The organism is Prauserella aidingensis, assembly GCF_024171865.1.
GTDB lineage: Bacteria > Actinomycetota > Actinomycetes > Mycobacteriales > Pseudonocardiaceae > Prauserella > Prauserella aidingensis.
The window spans coordinates 100,011-120,311 of sequence record NZ_JAMTCN010000018.1; the positions used below are offsets into that span (position 1 = coordinate 100,011).

At 71.8% G+C, this 20,301-nt stretch carries 16 protein-coding genes; 12 read left to right on the forward strand and 4 right to left on the reverse strand.

All coding sequences use genetic code 11. The annotated features are described in order from the left end of the window. Positions 1-318: 318 nt before the first annotated feature. The 5 genes from imuA' (at position 319) to LY13_RS17815 (ending at position 7,186) form a co-directional block, all read left to right on the forward strand. Positions 319-1,095 carry a DnaE2-dependent mutagenesis accessory factor ImuA' gene (gene imuA' / locus LY13_RS17795; RefSeq protein WP_253829681.1) on the forward strand — a complete coding sequence of 259 codons (777 nt, stop codon included), beginning with the start codon at positions 319-321 and terminating at the stop codon, positions 1,093-1,095. 107 nt (positions 1,096-1,202) lie between these two features. Continuing rightward, positions 1,203-2,780 carry a DNA polymerase Y family protein gene (locus tag LY13_RS17800; RefSeq protein ID WP_253829683.1) on the forward strand — a complete coding sequence of 526 codons (1,578 nt, stop codon included), beginning with the start codon at positions 1,203-1,205 and terminating at the stop codon, positions 2,778-2,780. Next, positions 2,780-2,950, forward strand: a complete 171-nt coding sequence (locus LY13_RS17805) for a hypothetical protein (RefSeq protein WP_253829649.1) — start codon at positions 2,780-2,782, stop codon at positions 2,948-2,950. The genes LY13_RS17800 and LY13_RS17805 overlap by 1 nt, the downstream gene beginning before the upstream one ends. Before the next feature lie 3 nt (positions 2,951-2,953). Next, positions 2,954-6,439, forward strand: coding sequence for an error-prone DNA polymerase (locus LY13_RS17810; RefSeq protein ID WP_253829651.1), 3,486 nt, complete (start codon positions 2,954-2,956; stop codon positions 6,437-6,439). 117 nt (positions 6,440-6,556) lie between these two features. Then, positions 6,557-7,186, forward strand: a complete 630-nt coding sequence (locus LY13_RS17815) for a pentapeptide repeat-containing protein (RefSeq protein WP_372493848.1) — start codon at positions 6,557-6,559, stop codon at positions 7,184-7,186. 104 nt (positions 7,187-7,290) lie between these two features. On the opposite strand, the gene LY13_RS17820 is transcribed toward LY13_RS17815, so the two are convergent. Then, positions 7,291-10,776 (reverse strand): glycohydrolase toxin TNT-related protein, encoded by a 3,486-nt coding sequence (locus LY13_RS17820; RefSeq protein ID WP_253829652.1) that lies wholly within the window; start codon positions 10,774-10,776, stop codon positions 7,291-7,293. A 173-nt stretch (positions 10,777-10,949) separates the two neighbouring features. Here LY13_RS17820 and LY13_RS17825 point away from each other — a divergent pair, with 173 nt between their 5' ends. The 3 genes from LY13_RS17825 to LY13_RS17835 all read left to right on the forward strand — a co-directional run bounded on the left by LY13_RS17825 (position 10,950) and on the right by LY13_RS17835 (position 13,185). Beyond that, positions 10,950-11,972 carry a DMT family transporter gene (locus LY13_RS17825; RefSeq protein WP_301299263.1) on the forward strand — a complete coding sequence of 341 codons (1,023 nt, stop codon included), beginning with the start codon at positions 10,950-10,952 and terminating at the stop codon, positions 11,970-11,972. A 22-nt stretch (positions 11,973-11,994) separates the two neighbouring features. Beyond that, the gene (locus LY13_RS17830) at positions 11,995-12,846 is read left to right on the forward strand and encodes a bifunctional methylenetetrahydrofolate dehydrogenase/methenyltetrahydrofolate cyclohydrolase (protein WP_253829654.1); all 852 of its coding nucleotides are present in this window, start codon (positions 11,995-11,997) and stop codon (positions 12,844-12,846) included. Positions 12,847-12,927: 81 nt separating this feature from the next. Then, on the forward strand, positions 12,928-13,185 hold the full coding sequence (locus LY13_RS17835) for a DUF3017 domain-containing protein (protein WP_253829688.1): 258 nt from the start codon (positions 12,928-12,930) through the stop codon (positions 13,183-13,185). 57 nt (positions 13,186-13,242) lie between these two features. Here the strand turns inward: LY13_RS17835 and LY13_RS17840 are convergent, their stop codons facing one another. From LY13_RS17840 to LY13_RS17850, 3 genes are all read right to left on the reverse strand, one after another. Next, the gene (locus tag LY13_RS17840; RefSeq protein ID WP_253829656.1) at positions 13,243-14,454 is read right to left on the reverse strand and encodes an MFS transporter; all 1,212 of its coding nucleotides are present in this window, start codon (positions 14,452-14,454) and stop codon (positions 13,243-13,245) included. Positions 14,455-14,895: 441 nt separating this feature from the next. Next, a complete protein-coding gene (locus LY13_RS17845; protein ID WP_253829658.1) occupies positions 14,896-15,096 on the reverse strand; it encodes a DUF1918 domain-containing protein in 201 nt (66 codons plus the stop codon). 84 nt (positions 15,097-15,180) lie between these two features. Further along, complete coding sequence (locus LY13_RS17850) at positions 15,181-16,023, reverse strand: TIGR03560 family F420-dependent LLM class oxidoreductase (RefSeq protein ID WP_253829659.1); 843 nt, start codon at positions 16,021-16,023, stop codon at positions 15,181-15,183. Between the two features lie 307 nt (positions 16,024-16,330). Here LY13_RS17850 and LY13_RS17855 point away from each other — a divergent pair, with 307 nt between their 5' ends. The 4 genes from LY13_RS17855 to LY13_RS17870 all read left to right on the forward strand — a co-directional run bounded on the left by LY13_RS17855 (position 16,331) and on the right by LY13_RS17870 (position 19,676). Continuing rightward, complete coding sequence (locus tag LY13_RS17855; RefSeq protein WP_253829661.1) at positions 16,331-17,554, forward strand: NADP-dependent isocitrate dehydrogenase; 1,224 nt, start codon at positions 16,331-16,333, stop codon at positions 17,552-17,554. Positions 17,555-17,730: 176 nt separating this feature from the next. Further along, complete coding sequence (locus LY13_RS17860) at positions 17,731-18,051, forward strand: SH3 domain-containing protein (protein WP_253829663.1); 321 nt, start codon at positions 17,731-17,733, stop codon at positions 18,049-18,051. Between the two features lie 232 nt (positions 18,052-18,283). Further along, on the forward strand, positions 18,284-19,093 hold the full coding sequence (locus LY13_RS17865; RefSeq protein WP_253829664.1) for an exodeoxyribonuclease III: 810 nt from the start codon (positions 18,284-18,286) through the stop codon (positions 19,091-19,093). 196 nt (positions 19,094-19,289) lie between these two features. Next, positions 19,290-19,676 carry a hypothetical protein gene (locus LY13_RS17870; RefSeq protein WP_253829666.1) on the forward strand — a complete coding sequence of 129 codons (387 nt, stop codon included), beginning with the start codon at positions 19,290-19,292 and terminating at the stop codon, positions 19,674-19,676. Positions 19,677-20,301 lie beyond the last annotated feature (625 nt).

Consider the following 20,301-nt stretch of genomic DNA (forward strand, 5'->3'; position numbering starts at 1 on the left):
GGCACGATCGAAGGGTCTCTCAGAGGTCGTCACGAGACCGCTTGACACATTCTTCGAACTGATGTTCTATGACGGGTGTCGAACAGTGTTCGAGTGAGGCGGATCGACAGGGTCGAGGCCGTCAATACGAGCACCGACATCGGCCGAAGCCGCCTTCCCCGCGGCTGAGTGACATCAGACGACAGACATGTATCGGTGCGTACGCCCCTCTGTGGGCCTACGGCGGATCCCTGTGTGCAAGGGGAGGTGAGGGCGATGACCGTGCCCGCGGTGGTGGACACGGAGGGGGAGTCGTCGGAAGAACCTGCGGCGCAGGGGATGCCGGGTCCCTCGAGCGGAGGGAGCGTCGCCGACACCGTGGCGCGGCTGGCGTCGTTGCCGGGTGTGGGCACGGCGGGGGACATCGCCTCGGCGCAGTGGCCGGCCTCGCCCGCGGAATCACCGGAGCCAGAGGGCTCCGGGGCGGCGGGCATCGACGACAGGGTGCTGCCCGTGGCTCCCGCGCTGGCGGAGCTGGTGCCGTGGGGCGGACTGCGCCGTGGCAGCACGGTCTCGATCGGCGGGTCGACGTCGTTGCTGCTGGCGTTCCTGGCGGAGGCGACCGCCCGCGGATCGTGGGCGGCGGTCGTCGGAATGCCGGAACTCGGTGTGGTCGCCGCGCGCGAACTCGGGGTGGCGGTGCACCGGCTCGCGCTGATCCCCCGGCCCGGTGCGGAACTTCCTCAGGTGACGGCGGCTCTGCTGGACGGGATCGACCTGGTGGTCGTTCCCGCGGGAGGGGCGGGCGGAACCCGTGATCCGAACCTCGCCCGGCGATTGTCGGCACGGGCGAGGAACCGCGGTGCGGTGTTGCTGACGGCCGGTTCGTGGCCGGGGACGGAGGTCGAACTGCGTTGCGCGACGGTGGGCTGGTCCGGAGTCGACGACGGCTACGGACACCTCGCGCAGCGAGAGGTGCTCGTCGACACGGCGGGCAGGCGCGGCGCGGCGCGGTCGACCCGCACCCGACTGCTGTTACCGGGACCGGACGGAACGATCGCGCGGGCCGACCCCGCCGGAACGCACTCACCGCTGAGGGAAGTGCGGGCAGGATGAACACCGTCCCGACGAATCGGGCGCCGGAATCCCGGCGGCCGTCTCAGGAGGTGCCTCGCGGGGCGTCGTCTCGGGGGTCGTCGTCTCGGGGGTCACAGCCGCCGCGGCTGTTGGTGCTGTGGTGTCCGGACTGGCCGGTGGCGGCGGCCGCTGCGGAGGCGGGACTGCCGGTGACGGAACCGGCCGCCGTGCTGGCCGCGAACCGGGTCGTGGCGTGCTCGGCCGTGGCGCGCGCGGCGGGGATCCGGCGTGGCATGCGGCGCCGTGAGGCGCAGTACCGGTGCCCCGAACTGGCCGTGTTCGCCGAGGACGACGATCGCGACGCCCGCCTGTTCGAAACCGTGGCGACGGCGGTGGAGGAACTGATCGTCGGGGTGGAGGTCGTGCGCCCCGGTGTGGTGGCCGTGCCGGTCGCCGGGGCGTCGCGCTACTTCGGCGGCGAACGCCCGCTGCTGGAACGGCTCGTCGACCACGTGTCGGTGCGGACCGGCGTCGAATGTCAGGTGGGTGTCTCCGAAGGACTGTTCGCGGCGACCCTGGCCGCTCACCGGGCACGGCCGGTGCCCGCGGGCACGGCGGCGGAGTTCCTGGCCCCGCTCGGGGTGCAGGAGCTCGACCGGCCCGGCAGCGGCCGTGGGGAACTGGTGGACCTGTTGCGGCGCATCGGAATCCGCACGCTCGGCGCGTTCGCGCAGTTGTCGGAGCGGGACGTGCTCGCCCGGTTCGGTGCCGACGGAGTACTGGCGCACCGGTTGGCGAGCGGCCGGGACGAACGTCCCCCCGGCAGGCGCTGTCCGGCCCCGGACCTCGCCGTGACGGAAACGTGCGATCCGCCGCTCGAACGGGTCGACGCCGCCGCGTTCCTCGCCCGCACCTTGGCGAACCGGTTCCACGAAGGGCTGGCCGCCCGCGGCCTCGCCTGCACCCGGCTGGGCATCCACGCCACGACCGAACACGGCGAGGAACTCGGCCGCAGCTGGCGTTGCGCGGAACCGCTCACCCCGGACGGCATCGCGGACCGGGTGCGGTGGCAGTTTGAAGGCTGGCTGACCCGTGGCCGGGGGCGCACCCCGACGTCCGGTGTGACCGTGCTCCGGCTCGAACCGGAGGAGACCGTCGAGGGCAGCGCGCTGCAACTCGGCCTGTGGGCAGGCGGGTCCGGTGCCGAACACACGCCGGAAGCGGACAAGGCGGCCCGCGCCCTGGTCCACGTCCAGGGGCTGATCGGCCCCGAAGGGGTCTGCACCGCCGTGTTCGACGGCGGCCGCAGCCCCGCCGACCAGGTGCGGCTCGTGCCGTGGGGAGATCGTCGCACCCCGGCGGAGGGGCACGACGCTCCGTGGCCGGAACGGCTGCCGGGGCCCTCGCCGGCGACCGTGTTCGACGAGCCGCAACCCGTCGTGGTCGCCGGGGAGGACGGACGGCAGCTCGACGTCACCGACCGGCACCGGCTCACCGCACGGCCGTGGACCGTCGAGCTCGGTGACGGCGGACCGCGACGGGTCCGGAACTGGGCGGGCCCGTGGCCGGTCACGGCGCGCTGGTGGGTGCCCGGTGACCGGGGCCGCTGTGTCCGGTTGCAGGTCGTACTCGACTCCGGCGACGGCGGGCAGCCGCTCGCGGCGTTGTTGCGGTGGCAGGAGCAACGAGATCCGAAGTGGACAGTGGAAGGGGTGTACGACTGATGTACGACGAGTCGTTGCGGGGCGCCGCCGACGGATTTCCCGGTGGGCAGCATCCGGACCCGACGTTCCGGCAGGTTCCGGAGTTTCCGGCGGATCCCGAGCTGCCGGCGTGGCAACTGATCCCCGAACCGATGATCCCCGAACCGAGACGGTCCCCGGAAGGCGACTGAACCGTGGGCTGGAACAACCCGCCCGTTCCCTGGAGGGACCTGGAACGCACCCTGTCGGGTCGCGGCCCGTCGTCAGGCGGTTCCGACGGTGGGCGGGACCAGACCGGGGACGGCAACGACAGCCCGGCGTGGGGGCGCAGGCGGGAGAAGTACGCCAGGCCGGCGGACCTGCCCCCACCCGGCCACGACGACACCGGTGCAGGCGGCCGTGTGCCGTACGCCGAACTGCACTGCCACTCGAACTTCAGTTTCCTCGACGGCACCAGTCATCCGGAGGAACTGGTCGAGGAGGCGGCGCGGCTGGAACTCGACGCCATCGCGCTCACCGACCACGACGGCATGTACGGCGCGGCCCGCTTCGCCGAGGCGGCCAAGGAGGTCGGCATGCGCACCGTGTTCGGTGCGGAACTCAGCCTCGGGCTGACCGAACCGCCCGCCGGGGCGGCCGACCCGGACGCGGAACACCTGCTCCTGCTCGCGAAAGGAGCCGACGGATACACGAGTCTCTGCCGCGCCATCACGTCCGGTCAGCTCCGGGGCCACGACCACGAGCCGCCGCCGGGGAAGCGGGCGGAGAAGGGACGGCCGGTCTACGACCTGGACGAGATCACCGAGGAGGTCGCGGGGCGGTGCGTGGTGCTCACCGGGTGCCGCAAAGGGTCCGTCCGGCGGGCCCTCGCCGAGGGCGGGCGGGACGCGGCGACCGAGGCCCTCCTCGCGCTGACCGAGCGGTTCGGCCGGGACGACGTGTACGTCGAACTCGTCGACAACGGCGGACCGCTGGACAGCACCCGCAACGACCGGCTCGCGGAGATCGCGGCCGACCTGGGACTGCAGACCGTCGCGACGGGAGCCGTCCACTACGCACGGCCGCAGCAGGCCCACGTGGCGCAGGCGGTGTCGGCGATCCGCGCGCGGCGCAGCCTCGACGAGATGGAGGGCTGGCTCGCCGCGTCCGGAGCGGCGCACCTGCGGTCGGGTGCCGAGATGCACGCCCGGTTCGCCCGCTACCCCGGCGCGGTCCAGCGTGCCGCGCTGCTCGCCGAACGGTACGCCTTCCCGCTGGAGATCCTCGCCCCGAAGCTGCCGCCGTTCGAGGTTCCGGACGGCCGTGACGAGGCCACCCACCTGCGCGCGGTGACCGCCGAGGGGGCGGCGCGGCGCTACGGTCCGCGAGAGGGCAACCCGGGGGCGCATGCCCAGCTCGACCACGAACTCGACGTCATCGAACGGCTCGGCTTCCCCGGGTACTTCCTGATCGTCTGGGACATCGTGGAGTTCTGCCGCCGCAACGACATCCTGTGCCAGGGCAGAGGCTCCGCGGCGAACTCCGCCGTCTGCTACGCCCTCGGCATCACGCGGGTCGACCCGGTGAAGTGGAAACTGCTCTTCGAACGGTTCCTCGCCCCGGACCGCGACGGCTATCCGGACATCGACCTGGACATCGAATCCGACCGGCGGGAGGAGGTGATCCAGTACGTCTACGGCAAGTACGGCAGGTTGTGCACCGCGCTCGTCGCGAACGTGATCACCTACCGCCCCCGCTCCGCGGTCCGCGACGCGGCCAAGGCTCTGGGGCATTCCCCCGGCCAGCAGGACGCGTGGAGCAAGCAGATCGACCACTGGGGACCGCTCCGGCAGCTGCGCCGGCAGTCCGACCACGACATCCCGGACGGTGTGCTCGAGGTGGCGGGCGCCTTGGAGCACGCGCCACGGCACCTCGGCATCCACCCCGGTGGCATGGTCATCTGCGACCGCCCCGTGAGCGAGGTGTGCCCGGTCGAATGGGCACGTATGGAGAACCGGAGCGTGCTGCAGTGGGAGAAGGACGACTGCGCCTGGGGCGGACTGGTCAAGTTCGACCTGCTGGGCCTGGGCATGTTGTCGGCCCTGCACTACATGCGCGACATGGTGCGCGAGGCCAAGGGCATCGACGTCGACCTCAGTGATCTGCCGCTCGACGACGACAACGTCTACGGGATGTTGCGGCGCGCGGACGCGATCGGCGTGTTCCAGGTGGAGAGCAGGGCGCAGCTCGCGACCCTGCCCCGGCTCGCACCGAAGACGTTCTACGACCTGGCCATCGAGGTGGCGCTGATCCGTCCCGGTCCGATCCAGGGCGGTTCGGTGCATCCGTACATCCGGCGTGCCAACAAGGACGAGAAGTGGGAACACGACCATCCGTTACTGGAGAACGCGCTCGGGAAGACGTACGGGGTGCCGCTGTTCCAGGAGCAGATGATGCAGATCGCCGTCGACGTCGCCGGGTTCACCGCGGCGGAGGCGGACGCCCTGCGTCACGCCATGGGGGCGAAGCGGTCGGGCCGGAAGATGGAACGGCTCCGGCAGCGGTTCTACGACGGCGCGGCCCGTAACGGGGTCGACCGCGACATGGCAGCCCACATCTTCGAGCGGATGCGCGCGTTCTCCCACTTCGGATTCCCGGAGAGTCACGCGCTGAGCTTCGCGTACGTGGTGTTCGCCAGTGCGTACTTCAAGTACTACCACCCGGATGCCTTCTGCGCGGGGCTGTTGCGGGCCCAGCCGATGGGGTTCTACTCGCCGCAGTCGCTCACCGCCGACGCCCGCAGGCACGGTGTCGAGGTTCGCGGCCCGGACGTCAACGCCAGTGACTCCCACGCACGCCTGGAGCCGCTCGTCGGGGAAGGCCCGCCGGAACCGCCGGACCCGCCACCGGACCCGGCGGTGGCCGCGGGGCCGGGATCCGGCCCCGACAACGGTTCCGCGGCCGGGCCGGGCGGTACGGCCCCGGCCACCCACGCCGTCCGAACAGGACTCGGCGCGGTACGGACGGTCGGCACGGCCGTGGCGGACGCACTCGTGGCGGAACGGGAGGAACACGGCCCGTACCGCGACATGGCCGACGTCGCCAGGAGGGTCCGGCTCACCACCCCGCAGCTGGAGGCGCTCGCCACCGCAGGCGCCTTCGGAGGTTTCGACGAGGTGCAGGGGGACCGGCGCAAGGCACTCTGGTCCGCGGGAGCCGTGGCACAGGAGCGGCCGGAGAAACTGCCCGGCACGACGCCTGCGACCGAGGCGCCCGCGCTGCCCGGCATGGACGAGATCGATCTGGCCGCCGCGGACGTCTGGGCGACGGGACTGTCCCCGGACAGCTTCCCGACTCAGTTCATCCGGCCCCGGCTCGACGCGCTGGGAGTCGTCCCGGCGCAGCAGCTGCAACGGGTCGCCGACGGCACCCGCGTGCTCATCGGCGGGGCCGTCACCCACCGCCAGCGGCCCGCGACGGCCGGCGGCATCACGTTCCTCAACATCGAGGACGAGACGGGCATGGTCAACGTGGTCTGCACGCAGGGACTGTGGGAGCGCTACCACCGGGTGGCGCGGTCGAGCTCGGCGATGTTGGTGCGCGGGGTCGTCGAACGCGCCGACGGTGTGGTCAGCCTGCGCGCCGACCGGCTGCAGCATCTGCCGATGCGCATCACCGCCAAGTCGCGGGACTTCCGGTGACGGCGTGGTCGCGAGCGGGTGTGGGAACCTGGCGGAGTGCACTCGCCCGACTCGGCCGCCGAACCCGACCCCACCGAGCGCGGAGCCACCGAGCCCGGAGCCACCGAGCCCGGAGCCGTGGAGACGGCGGCCGTGGAGACCGGAGTCGTGGAGACCGGAGTCGTGGAGACCGGCGAGGACTACCGCGACGCCGTGCTCTCGGGGCAGCGTTGGGAGGGCAGCCGGTTCGTCCGGTGCGATTTCTCCGACGCCGACCTGCGTGGGCTGGCGACGTCCGGGTGCGTGTTCGACCACTGCGACTTCACCCGCACCGATCTCGGCGGGTCGGCGCATCGCTCGTCGGCGTTCCGGACGTGCACGTTCGACCGCACCATGCTCGGCGACTCGTCGTGGGCCGGCTGCTCGCTGCTCGGCAGCGTGTTCGTCGGCTGCGGGCTGCGCACGATCACACTGGCCGACTGCGACCTGACGCTCGTGTCGCTGGCAGACGCCGTGCTGCGGGGCATGGACCTGTCGGGGCTGCGTCTGCGCGAGGCCAACCTGACCGGTGCCGACCTCCGCAAGGCCACGCTGCGGGAGGCCGACCTGGCCGGCGCCACCCTGACCGCGGCCAAGCTGACCGACACGGACCTGCGTGGTGCACGGCTGGACGCGCGGGCACTCGCGGCCGCCGACATGGCGGGCACCCTGGTCGACGTCGACACCGCGGTCCTGTACGCCGCGGCGCACGGGCTGATCGTGAGCTGACTCCTCGTCACGGGCCGGACCGGGCATCCGGCCGCGCCCACGGCCGCGACCCGAGCCGTCGGTGCGAGCGGGCCCGCGCGGACGTGCCGCGCGGGCCCCGAACCTCAGTCGATCGGCGGTTCGCCGGGGTCGAGCTCGATGATGTCGCCGTCGGCCAACAGCTCCTCGATCGATGCGGGCAGCATGTACGCCGCACCGCCGCCGGGCTGGTTGAACCACGGGATGGCGACGCCCGCGAGCGCCTCGAGCGGCCGCTGGACGCGGTAGACGTGGTACGGCCGGTTGACCCACTCGGGCACGAGCGACCGCTCCTCGAACGGTGTGCCCGCGGCGTAGGTCAGGTTGCCGTTCGCGCCGCCGAACCGGTCGAGCTCACTGCCCACGGGCAGCGTCCGCATCTCCTTGCCGCGGAACAGCGTCAGCGGCGGCTCACCGGGCAGTGGCTGGATCGGCCACTGCTGCCCACCCTGCTGTTGTCCGCCCTGCCCGGACTGCGGACGTGCCGCCTGCTGCGGTTCGCCCGCCGCGGGCCGGTGCGGCGCGGCGGCGGCCTGCTGGGCCACCGGTTCCCTGGCGGGGGCCTGCGCGGTCTGCGGGATCTGCCCACCGCGGCCCGCGGGCTCCTCGACGGGGGAGACCGCCCGCGTGTACGCGGCCGGTTCCTCGGAGACCTGACGGGTCCCCGTGGCGATCTCGGGAGTGAGAGTCGCCAGCAGCGGCCGGGACGTCCCCGGTTCCGGCGCGGCCTGCTCGGGGTCGTCGTACTCCGGCTCGCCGTGGACCGGTTCCTCGGGCACCTCGTCGACGCCGTCGGGCGACAGCAGCACCTTGCCCAGCATGAACGCCTTCGCGTCCGCCGCGTCGCCGAACACGGCGGTGCTCTTCAGCTCACCGTCGTACCAGCCGACCCGCCAGCCGTCGGCGACCCGTTCGAGGCTCCAGCCGTAATCGGACGGCACGCCGAGGGCGTAGTACTCGTCCGGGACCTGCAGCTCGTCGAGTTTGTCCTGCAGGTCGTCGAGCTCCGGATCCTGCGGGGGCATGTTGCCGATCTGCGTGGGCGGTCCCGGATCCGGCTCGAAGGCCGAGCCCGCCCGGCCCTCGAAGTCCGGCCTGCCCGCGGGGCCGCCGGGGACGTCGTACCCGCGGTCGCCGAAGTCCGGCTCACCGCGGTACTCGGGCTCACCACGGTACTCGGGCTCGTCGCCGTACTCGGGCTGATCGCGGTGGGCAGGCCGGCCGTCGAAGGCCCGCCGGCCGCTGCGCTCGTCGTAGTCGCCGTACTCGTCGTCGTACTGCAGGCCGCCACCGCGCTCGTCGCGACCCCGGCCCTCGTCGCGAGCCCGGCCCTCGACGTCGGCACGGTCCCCGAAGGCGCCGCGGTTGCCGACATCGCCGCGTTCGTCACGGTCGTCGTACTCGCCGGCATCGTCGCGGCCCGCGAAGGCCCCCGCGGCGGCACCCGCGGCACCGACGACACCGGCCGCACCGACGACACCGGCCGCACCGGATGCCGTGGGCGGTTCAGGCCGGTCGTAGTCCTGCCGCGGGGTCGGTGCGGTGCGTTCCTCCTCCAGCTCGGCGGGCGGTTCCTGTCCCGCGTGCGACACGGGCGGCATGCCGCCCGCACCCGGCTGGTCCATCGGGGGCGCGGCCGTGTCCCGGTCCACGTCGGGCCTCGGCGGCGGCCCGTCCGCCGACACGGGGGCGGTGATCGTGGTGGGCGGGCCCGAGTCGAAGTCCGGTTCGCGGTCGCCCGGCGACGGCGGACCGGGTCGCTCCGTGTCGCCCGCGCTGTCGGCCGTCTCGGACGCCCGCTCCGGGTGCGTGTCACCGATCGCGGTGTCCTCACCGGCGGCCTCGTCCGGCGCGTCGCCCGCGTCGGGAGCGGAGCGCGGGTCGCCGTCGAACGCGGGGATCGGCGTGAACGCCGTGCCCTGCTCGTGCAGCGGCTCGTCGCGGGGCGCGTCGTGGGAGGGGCCTGCGTACGGATCCTCGTACGGGGCGGCGCCGTGACGGCCGCTCTCGCTCGATCCGCGGCCGTACGGGACGTCGTCGAATGCGTCGACGGCGTGTCCCGCGCGCTCGGGGCCGCCGGTGTCGAGCGCGCCACCCGGAGCCGCGGTCGCCGAGTCCGGTTCGCCGGAGTCGCCGCGGCCGGGGAGCGTGTAGGCCGCGGTCTCGGCCTCCGGGTCGCCGAGGTCGTCGGCGCCGGGCTCGGTGGTGGGCCCCGCGCCCGAGGGGGCCGGGCCTGCGGAGACCGGCGCTGCGCCGGTGTCGATGCCCTGGGCACCGACACCGTTGACGACGGTTTCCTCACCGGCACCCGGGTCGGCGGGCCCGTCGTCACGGTCGGCGGGCAGGAACGGCGAGGGAGTGCTCGGCGAGCTCGGGTGACCCGTGCCGTTGATGCCGCTGAACTGCTCGTCGAGTTCCTGTGCGGCCTTGCCGGGACGGCGCACGGGCAGTTCGGGCGCGTCGGCGTCGGCGGGACCCGGGCGGCCGGAGCCGTCGTCGACGTCGGTGCCGTTCCGGCCTGCCATGGCACCAGCGGCACCGGCGGCGCCCGCGATGCCGGCGGCTCCCGCGGCGGCGGCTCCCGCGGCGGGGGACTCACCCGCACCGGCTGCCTGCTCGTCGTGCGACGGCTGTCCGGCTGCGCCCGCGAGGCCGGGCTGTTCCGGTCGCGCCCGGTCGGGGGCGACCGGCGGGGTCTGGGTCGTCGGCTGCGACGCCTCGCCGCCGGGCACCTGAGGCGGCCCCTGCTGCGGACCCTGGCCGTGTGCGACGTGCTCGGCCGCGGCCTGGCGCGTCTCGTCGGGGACCTCCGGGACGGCAAACCCGTTGGCCCGGATGTGCTGGAGCAGGTCCGCCTCGGGGGCGACACCGTGTGTGCGCAGGTAGTAGGGCACGGCCGCGGGCCAGATCCACGAGCCGTCGCTGTGGAACGCGATCGGCACCTCGGCAGCCTGGTCGCGGGCGAGCCGGTCGACGTCGTGGCCACGGGCGGGCCCGACCGTCGGAGCGGCGTCGAGATAGGCGAGTACGCGGTCGCGCTCGTCGGCGTCGAGCTCCGGCCGGGTGATGACGGGGCCGTTCGGGCCCGCGCCGTCGAAGATGCGCGCCATGCGGAACCGCGGGCCGGAACGCTCCGGACCGAGGCCCGCCATCCGGCGCATCAGCCAGTCCGGCACGTTCTCCTCGGAACGCGGGAACATCCGCAGTTCGTCGGCGTACGCCTGCGACGGCGGGGCGAGGTCCCACGACGGCTCGTCGCGGTCGTACTCGAGGTTGTAGCTCGACGGGTGGTCGAGTTGGTAGCGCGCGTTGAACCAGGTGCCGCGGCCCTCGCGGTACATGCCTGCGCGGAGCTTGCCGAACAGCGTCGCGATGTCGTGGGTCGCCACCCACTCCTGCGTCGCGCCGTCGGCGGTCACGACCTCGCCGGTCAGCTCGTGATACCTCCCCACAGCGCGGTACACCGCGGTCACCCTGCGCCAGTCCCGCGGGGCGGCTCGCAGCAGCGAGAGGCCGATCTGCTTGACCAGCGTGTCCTGCTCGGTCGCGTTCAGCTGGGTCGGAAGTGCCACGCCCACATCTTGGCTAATAGATTTCGCGAATGCACGACCACCGGGTACATCAGCCGCTCGTCTCACCCTGTGGCACGGCTGTCAGCGGCTGTGACGACGCCGGAGTGGGCGCGGACACACTCCGGCGGTGACACCCGTCGCGGGGACCGCGGGTGTGCGCACAATGGCGGGCGATGGCCACTGCCAGTGCGGATCCTGCTCCGGATCCGGCCACTCCGACCTCGCACACGCCCACCTCCGCCGCCCGGAAGCTGTGGGGCGTGGTCCTCGCCGTATCCGCGGGGCTCGGCATGTCCGTCCAGTCGCGGATCAACGGCCAGCTCGGCGCCGAACTCGGTGACTCGGCGCTCGCCGCCGTCATCTCGTTCGGTGGCGGTCTGTTGCTGCTGCTGTGCTGGCTCGCCGTGTCGCGATCGATGCGCGCAGGCACGCGCGCCGCCGTGGCGGCGCTGCACAGCGGCAGGCTCCGCCCCTGGCATTTCCTGGGCGGCATCGCGGGCGGTACGTACGTGCTGGGGCAGTCGGTCACCGTGTCGCTCATCGGTGTCGCCCTGTTCACCGTTGGAGTCGTGGCGGGACAGACCGTGAGCGGGCTGTTCGTCGACCGGTTCGGGTTGGGCCCGTCGGGCAAGGAGCCCACCACGGTCCTGCGGGTGACGGGCGCGGCGATGACCGTGGCCGCCGTCGCGGGCGCGCTGGCGGGCGACGTCGCCGGTCACGCGGGTCCCGGGCGCATCGCGCTGCTGATCCTGCCGTTCGTCGCGGGTGCGGGCATGGCGGTGCAGCAGGCGTTCAACGGCCACGTGGGCGCCGCCTCCGGCAGTGCGCTCACGGCGGCGCTCGTCAACTTCACCACGGGCACCACCATGCTGGTGCTCGCCTGGCTGGTGTCGCTCGCGCTCCACGGCCCGCCGGAGGCGCTGCCCGGCAACCCGGTGCTGTACCTCGGCGGGCTCGTCGGCATCGTGTTCATCGCGGTCGCGTCACTGGTCGTGTCGTGGATCGGGGTGCTGCTGCTGGGGCTGAGCACCGTCGCGGGGCAGCTCGTCGGGTCGATGCTGCTCGACGCGTTCGTACCCGCCGGAGGCAACGACCTGACGACGTCGACGGTCGTCGCGTGCGGGGTGGCACTGCTGGCCATCGGCGTCGCGTCGCTCGGTGGGCGGAAACGGCCGGGCGGGCAGCGGCACCGTTAACGGGATTGGGAGACTGGACGACGTGACGGCGACGATTCTCGACGGCAAGGCCACCAAGGACGCCATCTTCGCGGAGCTGACCCCTCGGGTCGCCGCGCTCGCCGAACGGGGCATCACGCCCGGTCTCGGCACCGTGCTGGTGGGCGACGACCCCGGTTCGCACTCGTACGTGAAGGCCAAGCACGCCGACAGCGCGAAGGTCGGGGTCACCTCGATCCGCCGCGACCTGCCCGAGAACACGACGCAGGCCGAGCTCGAGAAGGTCATCGACGAACTCAACGCCGACCCCGCCTGCACCGGCTACATCGTTCAGCTGCCGTTGCCCGCGCAGCTCGACGAGAACGCGATCCTCGAGCGCATTCCGCCGGAGAAGGACGCCGACGGGCTCGCGCCGATCAGCCTCGGCAGGCTGGTGCTGGGCAAGCAGGGTGCGCTGCCGTGCACGCCGCTCGGCGTCATCGAGCTGCTCCGCCGGTACGACGTGCCGCTCAAGGGTGCCAACGTCGCCGTGGTGGGCCGCGGCATCACCGTGGGCCGCACCATCGGGCTGCTGCTGACGCGCCGCAGCGAGAATGCCACCGTCACGCTGTGCCACACCGGCACCCGTGACCTGGCGAGCGAGGTCGCACGTGCGGACATCGTGGTGGCGGCCGCGGGCTCACCGGGCCTGATCACGCCCGAGATGGTCAAGCCGGGCGCGGCGGTGCTCGACGTGGGCGTCTCGCGGGTCGACGGCAAGCTGGCGGGCGACGTCGCGCCGGGCGTCGAGGAGGTCGCCGGGTACCTGTCGCCGAACCCGGGCGGGGTGGGGCCGATGACCCGGGCGATGCTCATCTCCAACGTCGTCGAGGCCGCCGAGCGCGCGGCGGGCTGAGCCGTGACCGCACCCGACCAGCCCGCACCCGACCAGCCCACCGGCGGCACCGGCGACGGGAACGGCCGCCGGGCGTGGCTCGTGCACGTGCCGCTGGTCGTCGTGCTGGTGCTCGTCGCCGTCGGCGGGCTGCGGATCGGCATGTACCACTGGCGTCAGGGCACCGCGCTGATCGGCGGAGCCCTGCTGGTCGCCGCGGTACTGCGGGTCGTGCTCTCGGACGCGCAGGCCGGCCTGCTCGCGATCCGCAGCCGGGTGGTCGACGTGCTCTGCTACGTCGGTCTCGGCGGGCTCATCGTCTTCGACGCGCTGACGATCACGGGCGGACCGTTCGGCTGATCCGCTGGGCATCCGGACGTCGCCGGTGCCCGGCGGGTCAGCCGGCGGCACCGGTCGTCACACCAGCGCGGGCTGTTCGGCGGGTGCGATGTCCTCGGCGGCTGCCGAGGGGACGGTGGCCGCCTTCTCCCTGCGTTCGGTGAGTGCGGCCACGACGGCCAGGCTCAGGCCCAGCGCCGCGAGGAGCGCGCCGACCACGTTCGGGGACACGAGGCCGAGGCCGCCTGCGATGACGACACCGCCGAGGTAGGCGCCGATCGAGTTGGCGATGTTGAAGGCCGACTGGATCGCAGCCGACACGAGCGACGGGCTGCCGCCCGCCTTCTCCATGACGCGGGCCTGCAGGATCGGGCCGACCATGAACGAGGTCAGGCCCACCAGGAAGATCGTGATCGTGGCGCCGATCTTGCTGCCCGCGGTGACGGTGAACAGGGCCAGCACCACGGCGAGGCCGGCCAGCGCGCCGCACAGCGCGGGCGTCGGGTTGCGGTCGGCGAGCCGCCCGCCGAGGACGTTGCCGAGCGTCATGCCGACACCGGCCAGCGACAGCAGCAGCGTCACGGTCGCGGGGTCGAAGCCGGCGACGTCGGTCATCATCGGCGTGACGTAGCTCAGGCAGGCGAACCCGCCGCCCATGCCGAACGTGACGATCGCCAGCGCCAGCCACACCTGCGGTTTGCGGAAGGCTGCGACCTCACCGCGGAGCGAGGCGCCGGCAGGCGCCCCCTGGTGAGGCACGAGCTTCATCACGGCGACCAGCGCGACCACGCCGATCAGCGCGACCACGGCGAACGTGGCGCGCCAGCCGAACTGCTGGCCGAGCAGGGTTCCGAGTGGCACGCCGACGACGTTCGCGAGCGTCAGGCCCATGAACATCATCGACACCGCCTTGGCCTTGGCTCCGCGGTCGACGAGGCTCGCGGCGACGACGGCGCCCGCGCCGAAGAACGCGCCGTGGGGCAGGCCCGCGACGAACCGGAACAACACGCCCAGCTCGTGGCTCGGGGACAGGACGAACAGGGTGTTCCCTGCGACGAACAGGCCCATCATCGCCAGGAGCATCGTTTTGCGGGGGAGTCGCACGGCGGCGGCGGTGAGCAGCGGAGCGCCCACGACGACGCCGAGCGCATAGGCGGAGATGAGGTGTCCTGCCGACGGAATGGACACCCCGAAATCGGCGGCGGCCTGGGGCAGCACGCCCATCATGACGAATTCGGTGGTTCCGATGCCGAAGGCACCGATGGCCAGCGCGAGAAGCGCGACGGGCACGGTTCTCCTCTCGGGGAAGCAGGGTCGGGTGGGGCAGCCCGGTGCGGATGGTCGGCGCTGATCGGGGCCGGGCTTGACGGGCCTGCGCGGTGACGTGCACGGGGGAGCGCAGGCCGGGCGGGGAGCGTGGACCACGATGATCGACTGGATCGTTCAAGTCGTGTCCCAAAAAAAGAACAGTCGACCGCGTGCCGTCGCGGATAACTGCTCCGTACTCGAGTGTGAACGCATCGATATGCGGTTGTCATCCCGGCGCCTTGCTCACGGCGGGTGACCATCGCCACGGTGTCGGGGCGTAACGCCCGCCCGGAGGCTCGCGGCCCCGGCCGCACTGCGCGGGAGCGGCGCGGCCGGGGCCGTGTCCGGCACGGATCGGCCCTCCGACCAGGGCTTCACGTCGGGTGTGGCGGGCGTCTCGCCCGCCGTGCGAGTCGCGCTGGGTCAGGACGGCTGCTGGGTGTGCGTGTCCTCGACCTCGCAGTCCGGGCCGGGGAACACCAGCCGTTCGTGACCGTCGGTGAAATGCACGAGGTAGGGCGGCCTGCCCGCTTCGCCGCGGACCTCCACGATCTCGCCCAGGCGTTCGGGCTCGCCCACGACCCGGCCGTGCACGCGGATCCGGTCGCCGACCACTGCCTGCATGACGTTCACCTCCGCTGGGTGCGATTGCCGGTGTGTTCCAGCGTAGGAGCGAGTCTGCGGGTCGGGCGAGTCGATCACGCCGGGTCAGCCGGTCAGCGGCGCGGCGGCCGTGGCCAGCCGGTCGAGACAGCCGGCGGGCACGTGGTGGGGCAGGTTGAAGACGACGAGGTCGACGCCCGCCTCGCGGTAGCCTGCGGCCTCCTCGACGGCGGGCTCGATGCCGGTCTCGGCGTGGACGCGGACGTTGACCGAGCGGGTGATCTCCGCGGGATCGCGGCCGACGTCGGCGCAGTGGGCGCGCAGCACGTCGTCGAGCTCGCGCCAGTGCTCGGGGGACCGTGCGCCCGCGTGCCACTGCTGCGCCCACTGCGCGGCCGCCCGCAGCGTGCGTTTCGGTCCCGTGCCGCCGATGACGATGGGCGGGTGCGGCCGCTGCACCGGCTTCGGTTCGCAACGCGCGCCGGTCAGCTGCACATGCGTGCCCGCGAAGTCGGTGACCTCCTGCGACAGCAATCCGATGATCGCCTGCACGCCCTCGTCGAACAGGTCGAAGCGCTGCTTCAGCGGTGGCAGTTCGATGCCGTAGGCGTCGCACTCCTGCTGCATCCATCCGGCACCGAGGCCGATCTCGAGCCTGCCGCCGGAGATGACGTCGGTCGTGGCCGCCATGTTCGCCAGCACCGCGGGGTGGCGGTAGACCATGCCTGTGACCTGGCAGCCGATGCGGATCCGGCGGGTGGCCTGCGCCATCGCGGCGAGCATCGTCCACGCCTCGTAGTTGGGCGCGGCCAGGTCGCCGGAGAGCGGGTAGAAGTGGTCCCAGTTCCACGCCGACTCGAACAGTTCGATGTCGTCGGCGGCTTGCCACACGTCGACCAGTTCCTGCCACGGCGTGTGCTCGGGCTTGGTCTTGATTCCCAGTCGCATCGGTCGTCAGTCCTACCGCGTCCGGTCCTGCCCGTGCCGGACGCGGTAGGGCGTGTCCGATCCCACGTGATCGATGCAGCCCGGACGTCTGCACCGGGGCGCTCCCGGCACGTAGATTGCGAGGTGAGCTGCGATTCGTCGGCGTCGCCGTGGTCCGGATTCGTACTGGCCAGTAACCAGGGGGCGCCGGGCCGGTGTCAATTCAGCAGTACGCTTGTACCGCTACGCAACGGCTAATGCGCAGCGGTATCAGGCGAACACGAACGCGAGATCCGCGACGCGAAAGCGAGAGGAGCGCCGCCAGCTCATGGCCAAGATCAAGGTCGAGGGCACCGTCGTCGAACTCGACGGCGACGAGATGACCCGCATCATCTGGCAGTTCATCAAGGACAAACTGATCCACCCGTACCTCGACGTGAACCTCGAGTACTACGACCTGGGGATCGAGGAGCGCGACCGGACCGACGACCAGATCACGGTCGACGCGGCGAACGCCATCAACAAGCACGGCGTCGGCGTCAAGTGCGCCACGATCACGCCGGACGAGGCGCGCGTCGAGGAGTTCGGGCTGAAGAAGATGTGGCGGAGCCCGAACGGCACCATCCGCAACATCCTCGGCGGCGTCATCTTCCGTGAGCCGATCGTCATCCAGAACATCCCGCGCCTGGTGCCGGGCTGGACGAAGCCGGTCATCGTCGGCCGTCACGCCCACGGTGACCAGTACAAGGCCACCGACTTCAAGGTCCCCGGCCCGGGCACGGTCACGATGACCTACACGCCCGCGGACGGCTCCGAGCCGATGGAGTTCGAGGTCGCGAACTTCCCCGAGGGCGGCGGCGTCGCGATGGGCATGTACAACTACCGCAAGTCCATCGAGGACTTCGCGCGCGCCTCGCTGCAGTACGGCCTCGATCGCGGGTTCCCGGTCTACATGTCGACCAAGAACACGATCCTCAAGGCCTACGACGGCATGTTCAAGGACACCTTCGAGGAGATCTACGAGAAGGAGTTCAAGGCCGACTTCGAGGCGAAGGGCCTCACCTACGAGCACCGGCTGATCGACGACATGGTCGCCGCGTCACTCAAGTGGGACGGCGGCTACGTCTGGGCCTGCAAGAACTACGACGGTGACGTGCAGTCCGACACGGTCGCGCAGGGCTACGGCTCGCTCGGCCTGATGACGTCGGTGCTGCGCAGCCCGGACGGCCGCACCGTCGAGGCCGAGGCCGCGCACGGCACGGTGACCCGGCACTACCGCCAGCACCAGCAGGGCAAGGCCACGTCGACCAACCCGATCGCGTCGATCTTCGCCTGGACCCGTGGCCTCGAGCACCGTGGCCAGCTGGACGGCAACTCGGAGCTGATCGACTTCGCGGGCAAGCTCGAGCAGGTCGTCATCGAGTCCGTCGAGAGCGGCAAGATGACCAAGGACCTCGCGCTGCTGGTCGGCGGAGACACGCCGTTCCAGACCACCGAGGAATTCCTGGCGACCCTGGACGAGAACCTCCAGAAGAAGATGGCTCAGGGCTGAGAGCGGTCGTTTCGCTCCCACGGGCCCCGGCAGGACGACCTCCTGCCGGGGCCCGTCGCTGTGCGTGGCCGGTGTTCGCCGGGCCGAGTGGTTGCGCCTTCCGGGGCTTACGGGACGGGAAACCCGGGCCGTACCCTCCCGACGAGTGCATGTCGGGGAACGGATAAGGAGCACTCGTGATACTCGGGATCCCGAAGCGGACGTTGCTCATCTTCGTGGCGCTGGTCGCCGTGATCGTGCTGTACGCGGTGACCGGGGGTGAGCTGAGCTCGGAGGCCGAGGGCTCGAACGGGGACGGCGGCTGCAGCATGACGGTCGATGCGGACGTGCTGAACGTGCGGTCCGGACCGTCGACCGGCGACGCGGTCGTCGGCACACTCGAGCAGGATGCCGAGACCGACGCCACCACCGAGGTGCGCGACGGGTTCCGCAAACTCGCCGACGGCGAGTGGGCGGCGGAGGACTTCCTCGAACCGGTCGACGGCGCCTCCTGCTGACACCACAACTGAGCGGTTCCAGTGCCCCCAAGGGCACCTTGGTCGCATTCAACGCGACGAATCGTCCCCTCGCGGTCACACCGTTCGGGCGCATGCGTTGAGCACCGCCACGTGGAGCGTGTCCGGTTGGGTGGTCGTGTGTGAGACGGGTGAGTGCCGCGAACGTTCCCCTCGCAGCGCCCGCCGGTTTCCCTGCGCGGGATCGTCGGGGAGGCCGGATAACCTGGGGCGCGTGTTCACCGTCTCCACCGTCAACGTCAACGGCATCCGCGCGGCCGCGAAGAAGGGCTTCACCGAGTGGTTCGCCGGCACGCAGGCCGACGTCGTGGCCTGCCAGGAGGTGCGCGCCGACCTCGACGCCATCCCGAAGGCGCTCGTCGACCCAGAGGGGTGGCACGCCGCCCACGCCGTGTGCGAGGTGAAGGGCCGCAACGGCGCGTCGCTCTACAGCCGGTCCGAACCGGAGGCCTCGCGTATCGGATTCGGCGAGGCCGAGTTCGAGGCGAGCGGGCGGTACGTCGAGATGGAGCTGCCCGGCGTCGTCGTGGCGAGCCTGTACCTGCCGAGCGGCGAGGTCGGCACCCCGCGGCAGGACGAGAAGGAGCGCTTCCTCGACGCCTTCCTGCCGTACCTCGTCGAACTGCGCGAGAAGGCGGCCGCCGACGGACGCGAGGTCGTCGTGATGGGCGACTGGAACATCGCCCACGCCGAGATCGACCTGAAGAACTGGAAGGGCAACAGGAAGAACTCGGGTTTCCTTCCGGAGGAGCGCGAGTGGATGGGCCGCGTGTTCGGCGAGGCGGGGTACGTCGACGTGCAGCGCAGGCTCGACCCGGACGGCCCAGGCCCGTACACGTGGTGGTCCTACCGCGGCAAGGCGTTCGACAACGACTCGGGCTGGCGGATCGACTACGTGGCCGCGACGCCGGGCCTGGCCGAGACGTGCACCTCGGTGGTGGTCGAGCGGGCTCCGTCGTACGACCAGCGCTGGTCCGACCACGCCCCGGTCACGGCGACGTTCGATTGGTCGCCCACGGTCTGAGTGTCGCCGCCGCACGCTTCCGCGCTGCGGCGTCGGGTGATCGATCCCGTTGCGGTCCACGGCCGCGGCGGCTGGGGCCGGCGCGGTTGTCCGCCGGTCCCTCCCGTGGTCCTCGAGTTCCGGCCCGGCGCCGGCGCGAGGTGCCTCGACGAGTTCGACTTGACTTCCAGTTAGCTCGAGATTTGAGACTGGTCGCATGTTGAAGCCTGATGAGGGACCGATCCTCTTCCGTAACACCATGCGGATCTTCGACGGACACCTCGCCGAGTTCACCAGGGAGGTGCGTCGGGCGGTGGAGTTCGTCGAGGAGCACGGCCCGCAGCTCATGGTGGACGTGTTCATCGACGAGGAGCGGATGCTGGCCTACAGCTACCAGCTTTACCGCGACTCGGACGCCATCCGCGAGCACTGGCGACTGTCGGACCCCTACATTCGCGGCGTCATGGAGCACTGCGAGGTCGAGCGCTTCGATGTTCACGGCCACCCGGACGACGGCATCCGCGAAGGCATGCGCCCCATGGCCGAAGGCGGAACGCCGTTCACGATCACCCAGAGGGCGGTCGGCTTCGCCCGTTTCGCCTAGGTGTGTGGAAACGGGGCCCTGGTGTGGAGGTGCGGGGAGGTCTCCGGCAGCTGGACGGCCTACGCGCCGCGCCCACCGGGACTGTCTGCGCACACGCATGTGCTGCGCTCGGCGCCGCGTGTCCCGCGTTCGGGAGGTCGTGTTCTGCGGTTCGGCTCCGGTGGTGGGGCCCCGCAGCTAGAACGGTGGCCTGTCGTCGTTGTCGTGCGGCGTGCCGCTGGTGTCTCGTGCCGGTGGGGCTTCGTCGGCGTGGCGGCGCGTCTGGGTGTGACGTGTTGGGGCGGTGCGGGCCGGGGCATGGTGTGTCGGTGAAGTGCCACGTGCCGGGGTGGTGCGTGTCCGTGTGAGGACGGGGTGGCGGTGTGCGGTGTAGGTCGCCCCGTGTGGGGTGGTCACTCGGGTGGTGCCGTGAATGGTGTCGTAGTGGGCGCTCCAACGGGGATCGTGTTTGAGTCGGTGGTGGCGTCGGCAGCGTGGACCACCGTTGGCCACCGACGTGGCGCCGCCACCGCCGTCGGTGGTCCAGGCTTGTTCGTGGTCGTGGTCGCAATGCCGAGCGGGACGGTGGCACCAGGGCATGACGCATTCCCGGTCGCGCACCCGCACAAGCTCGCGGATCGTCGCG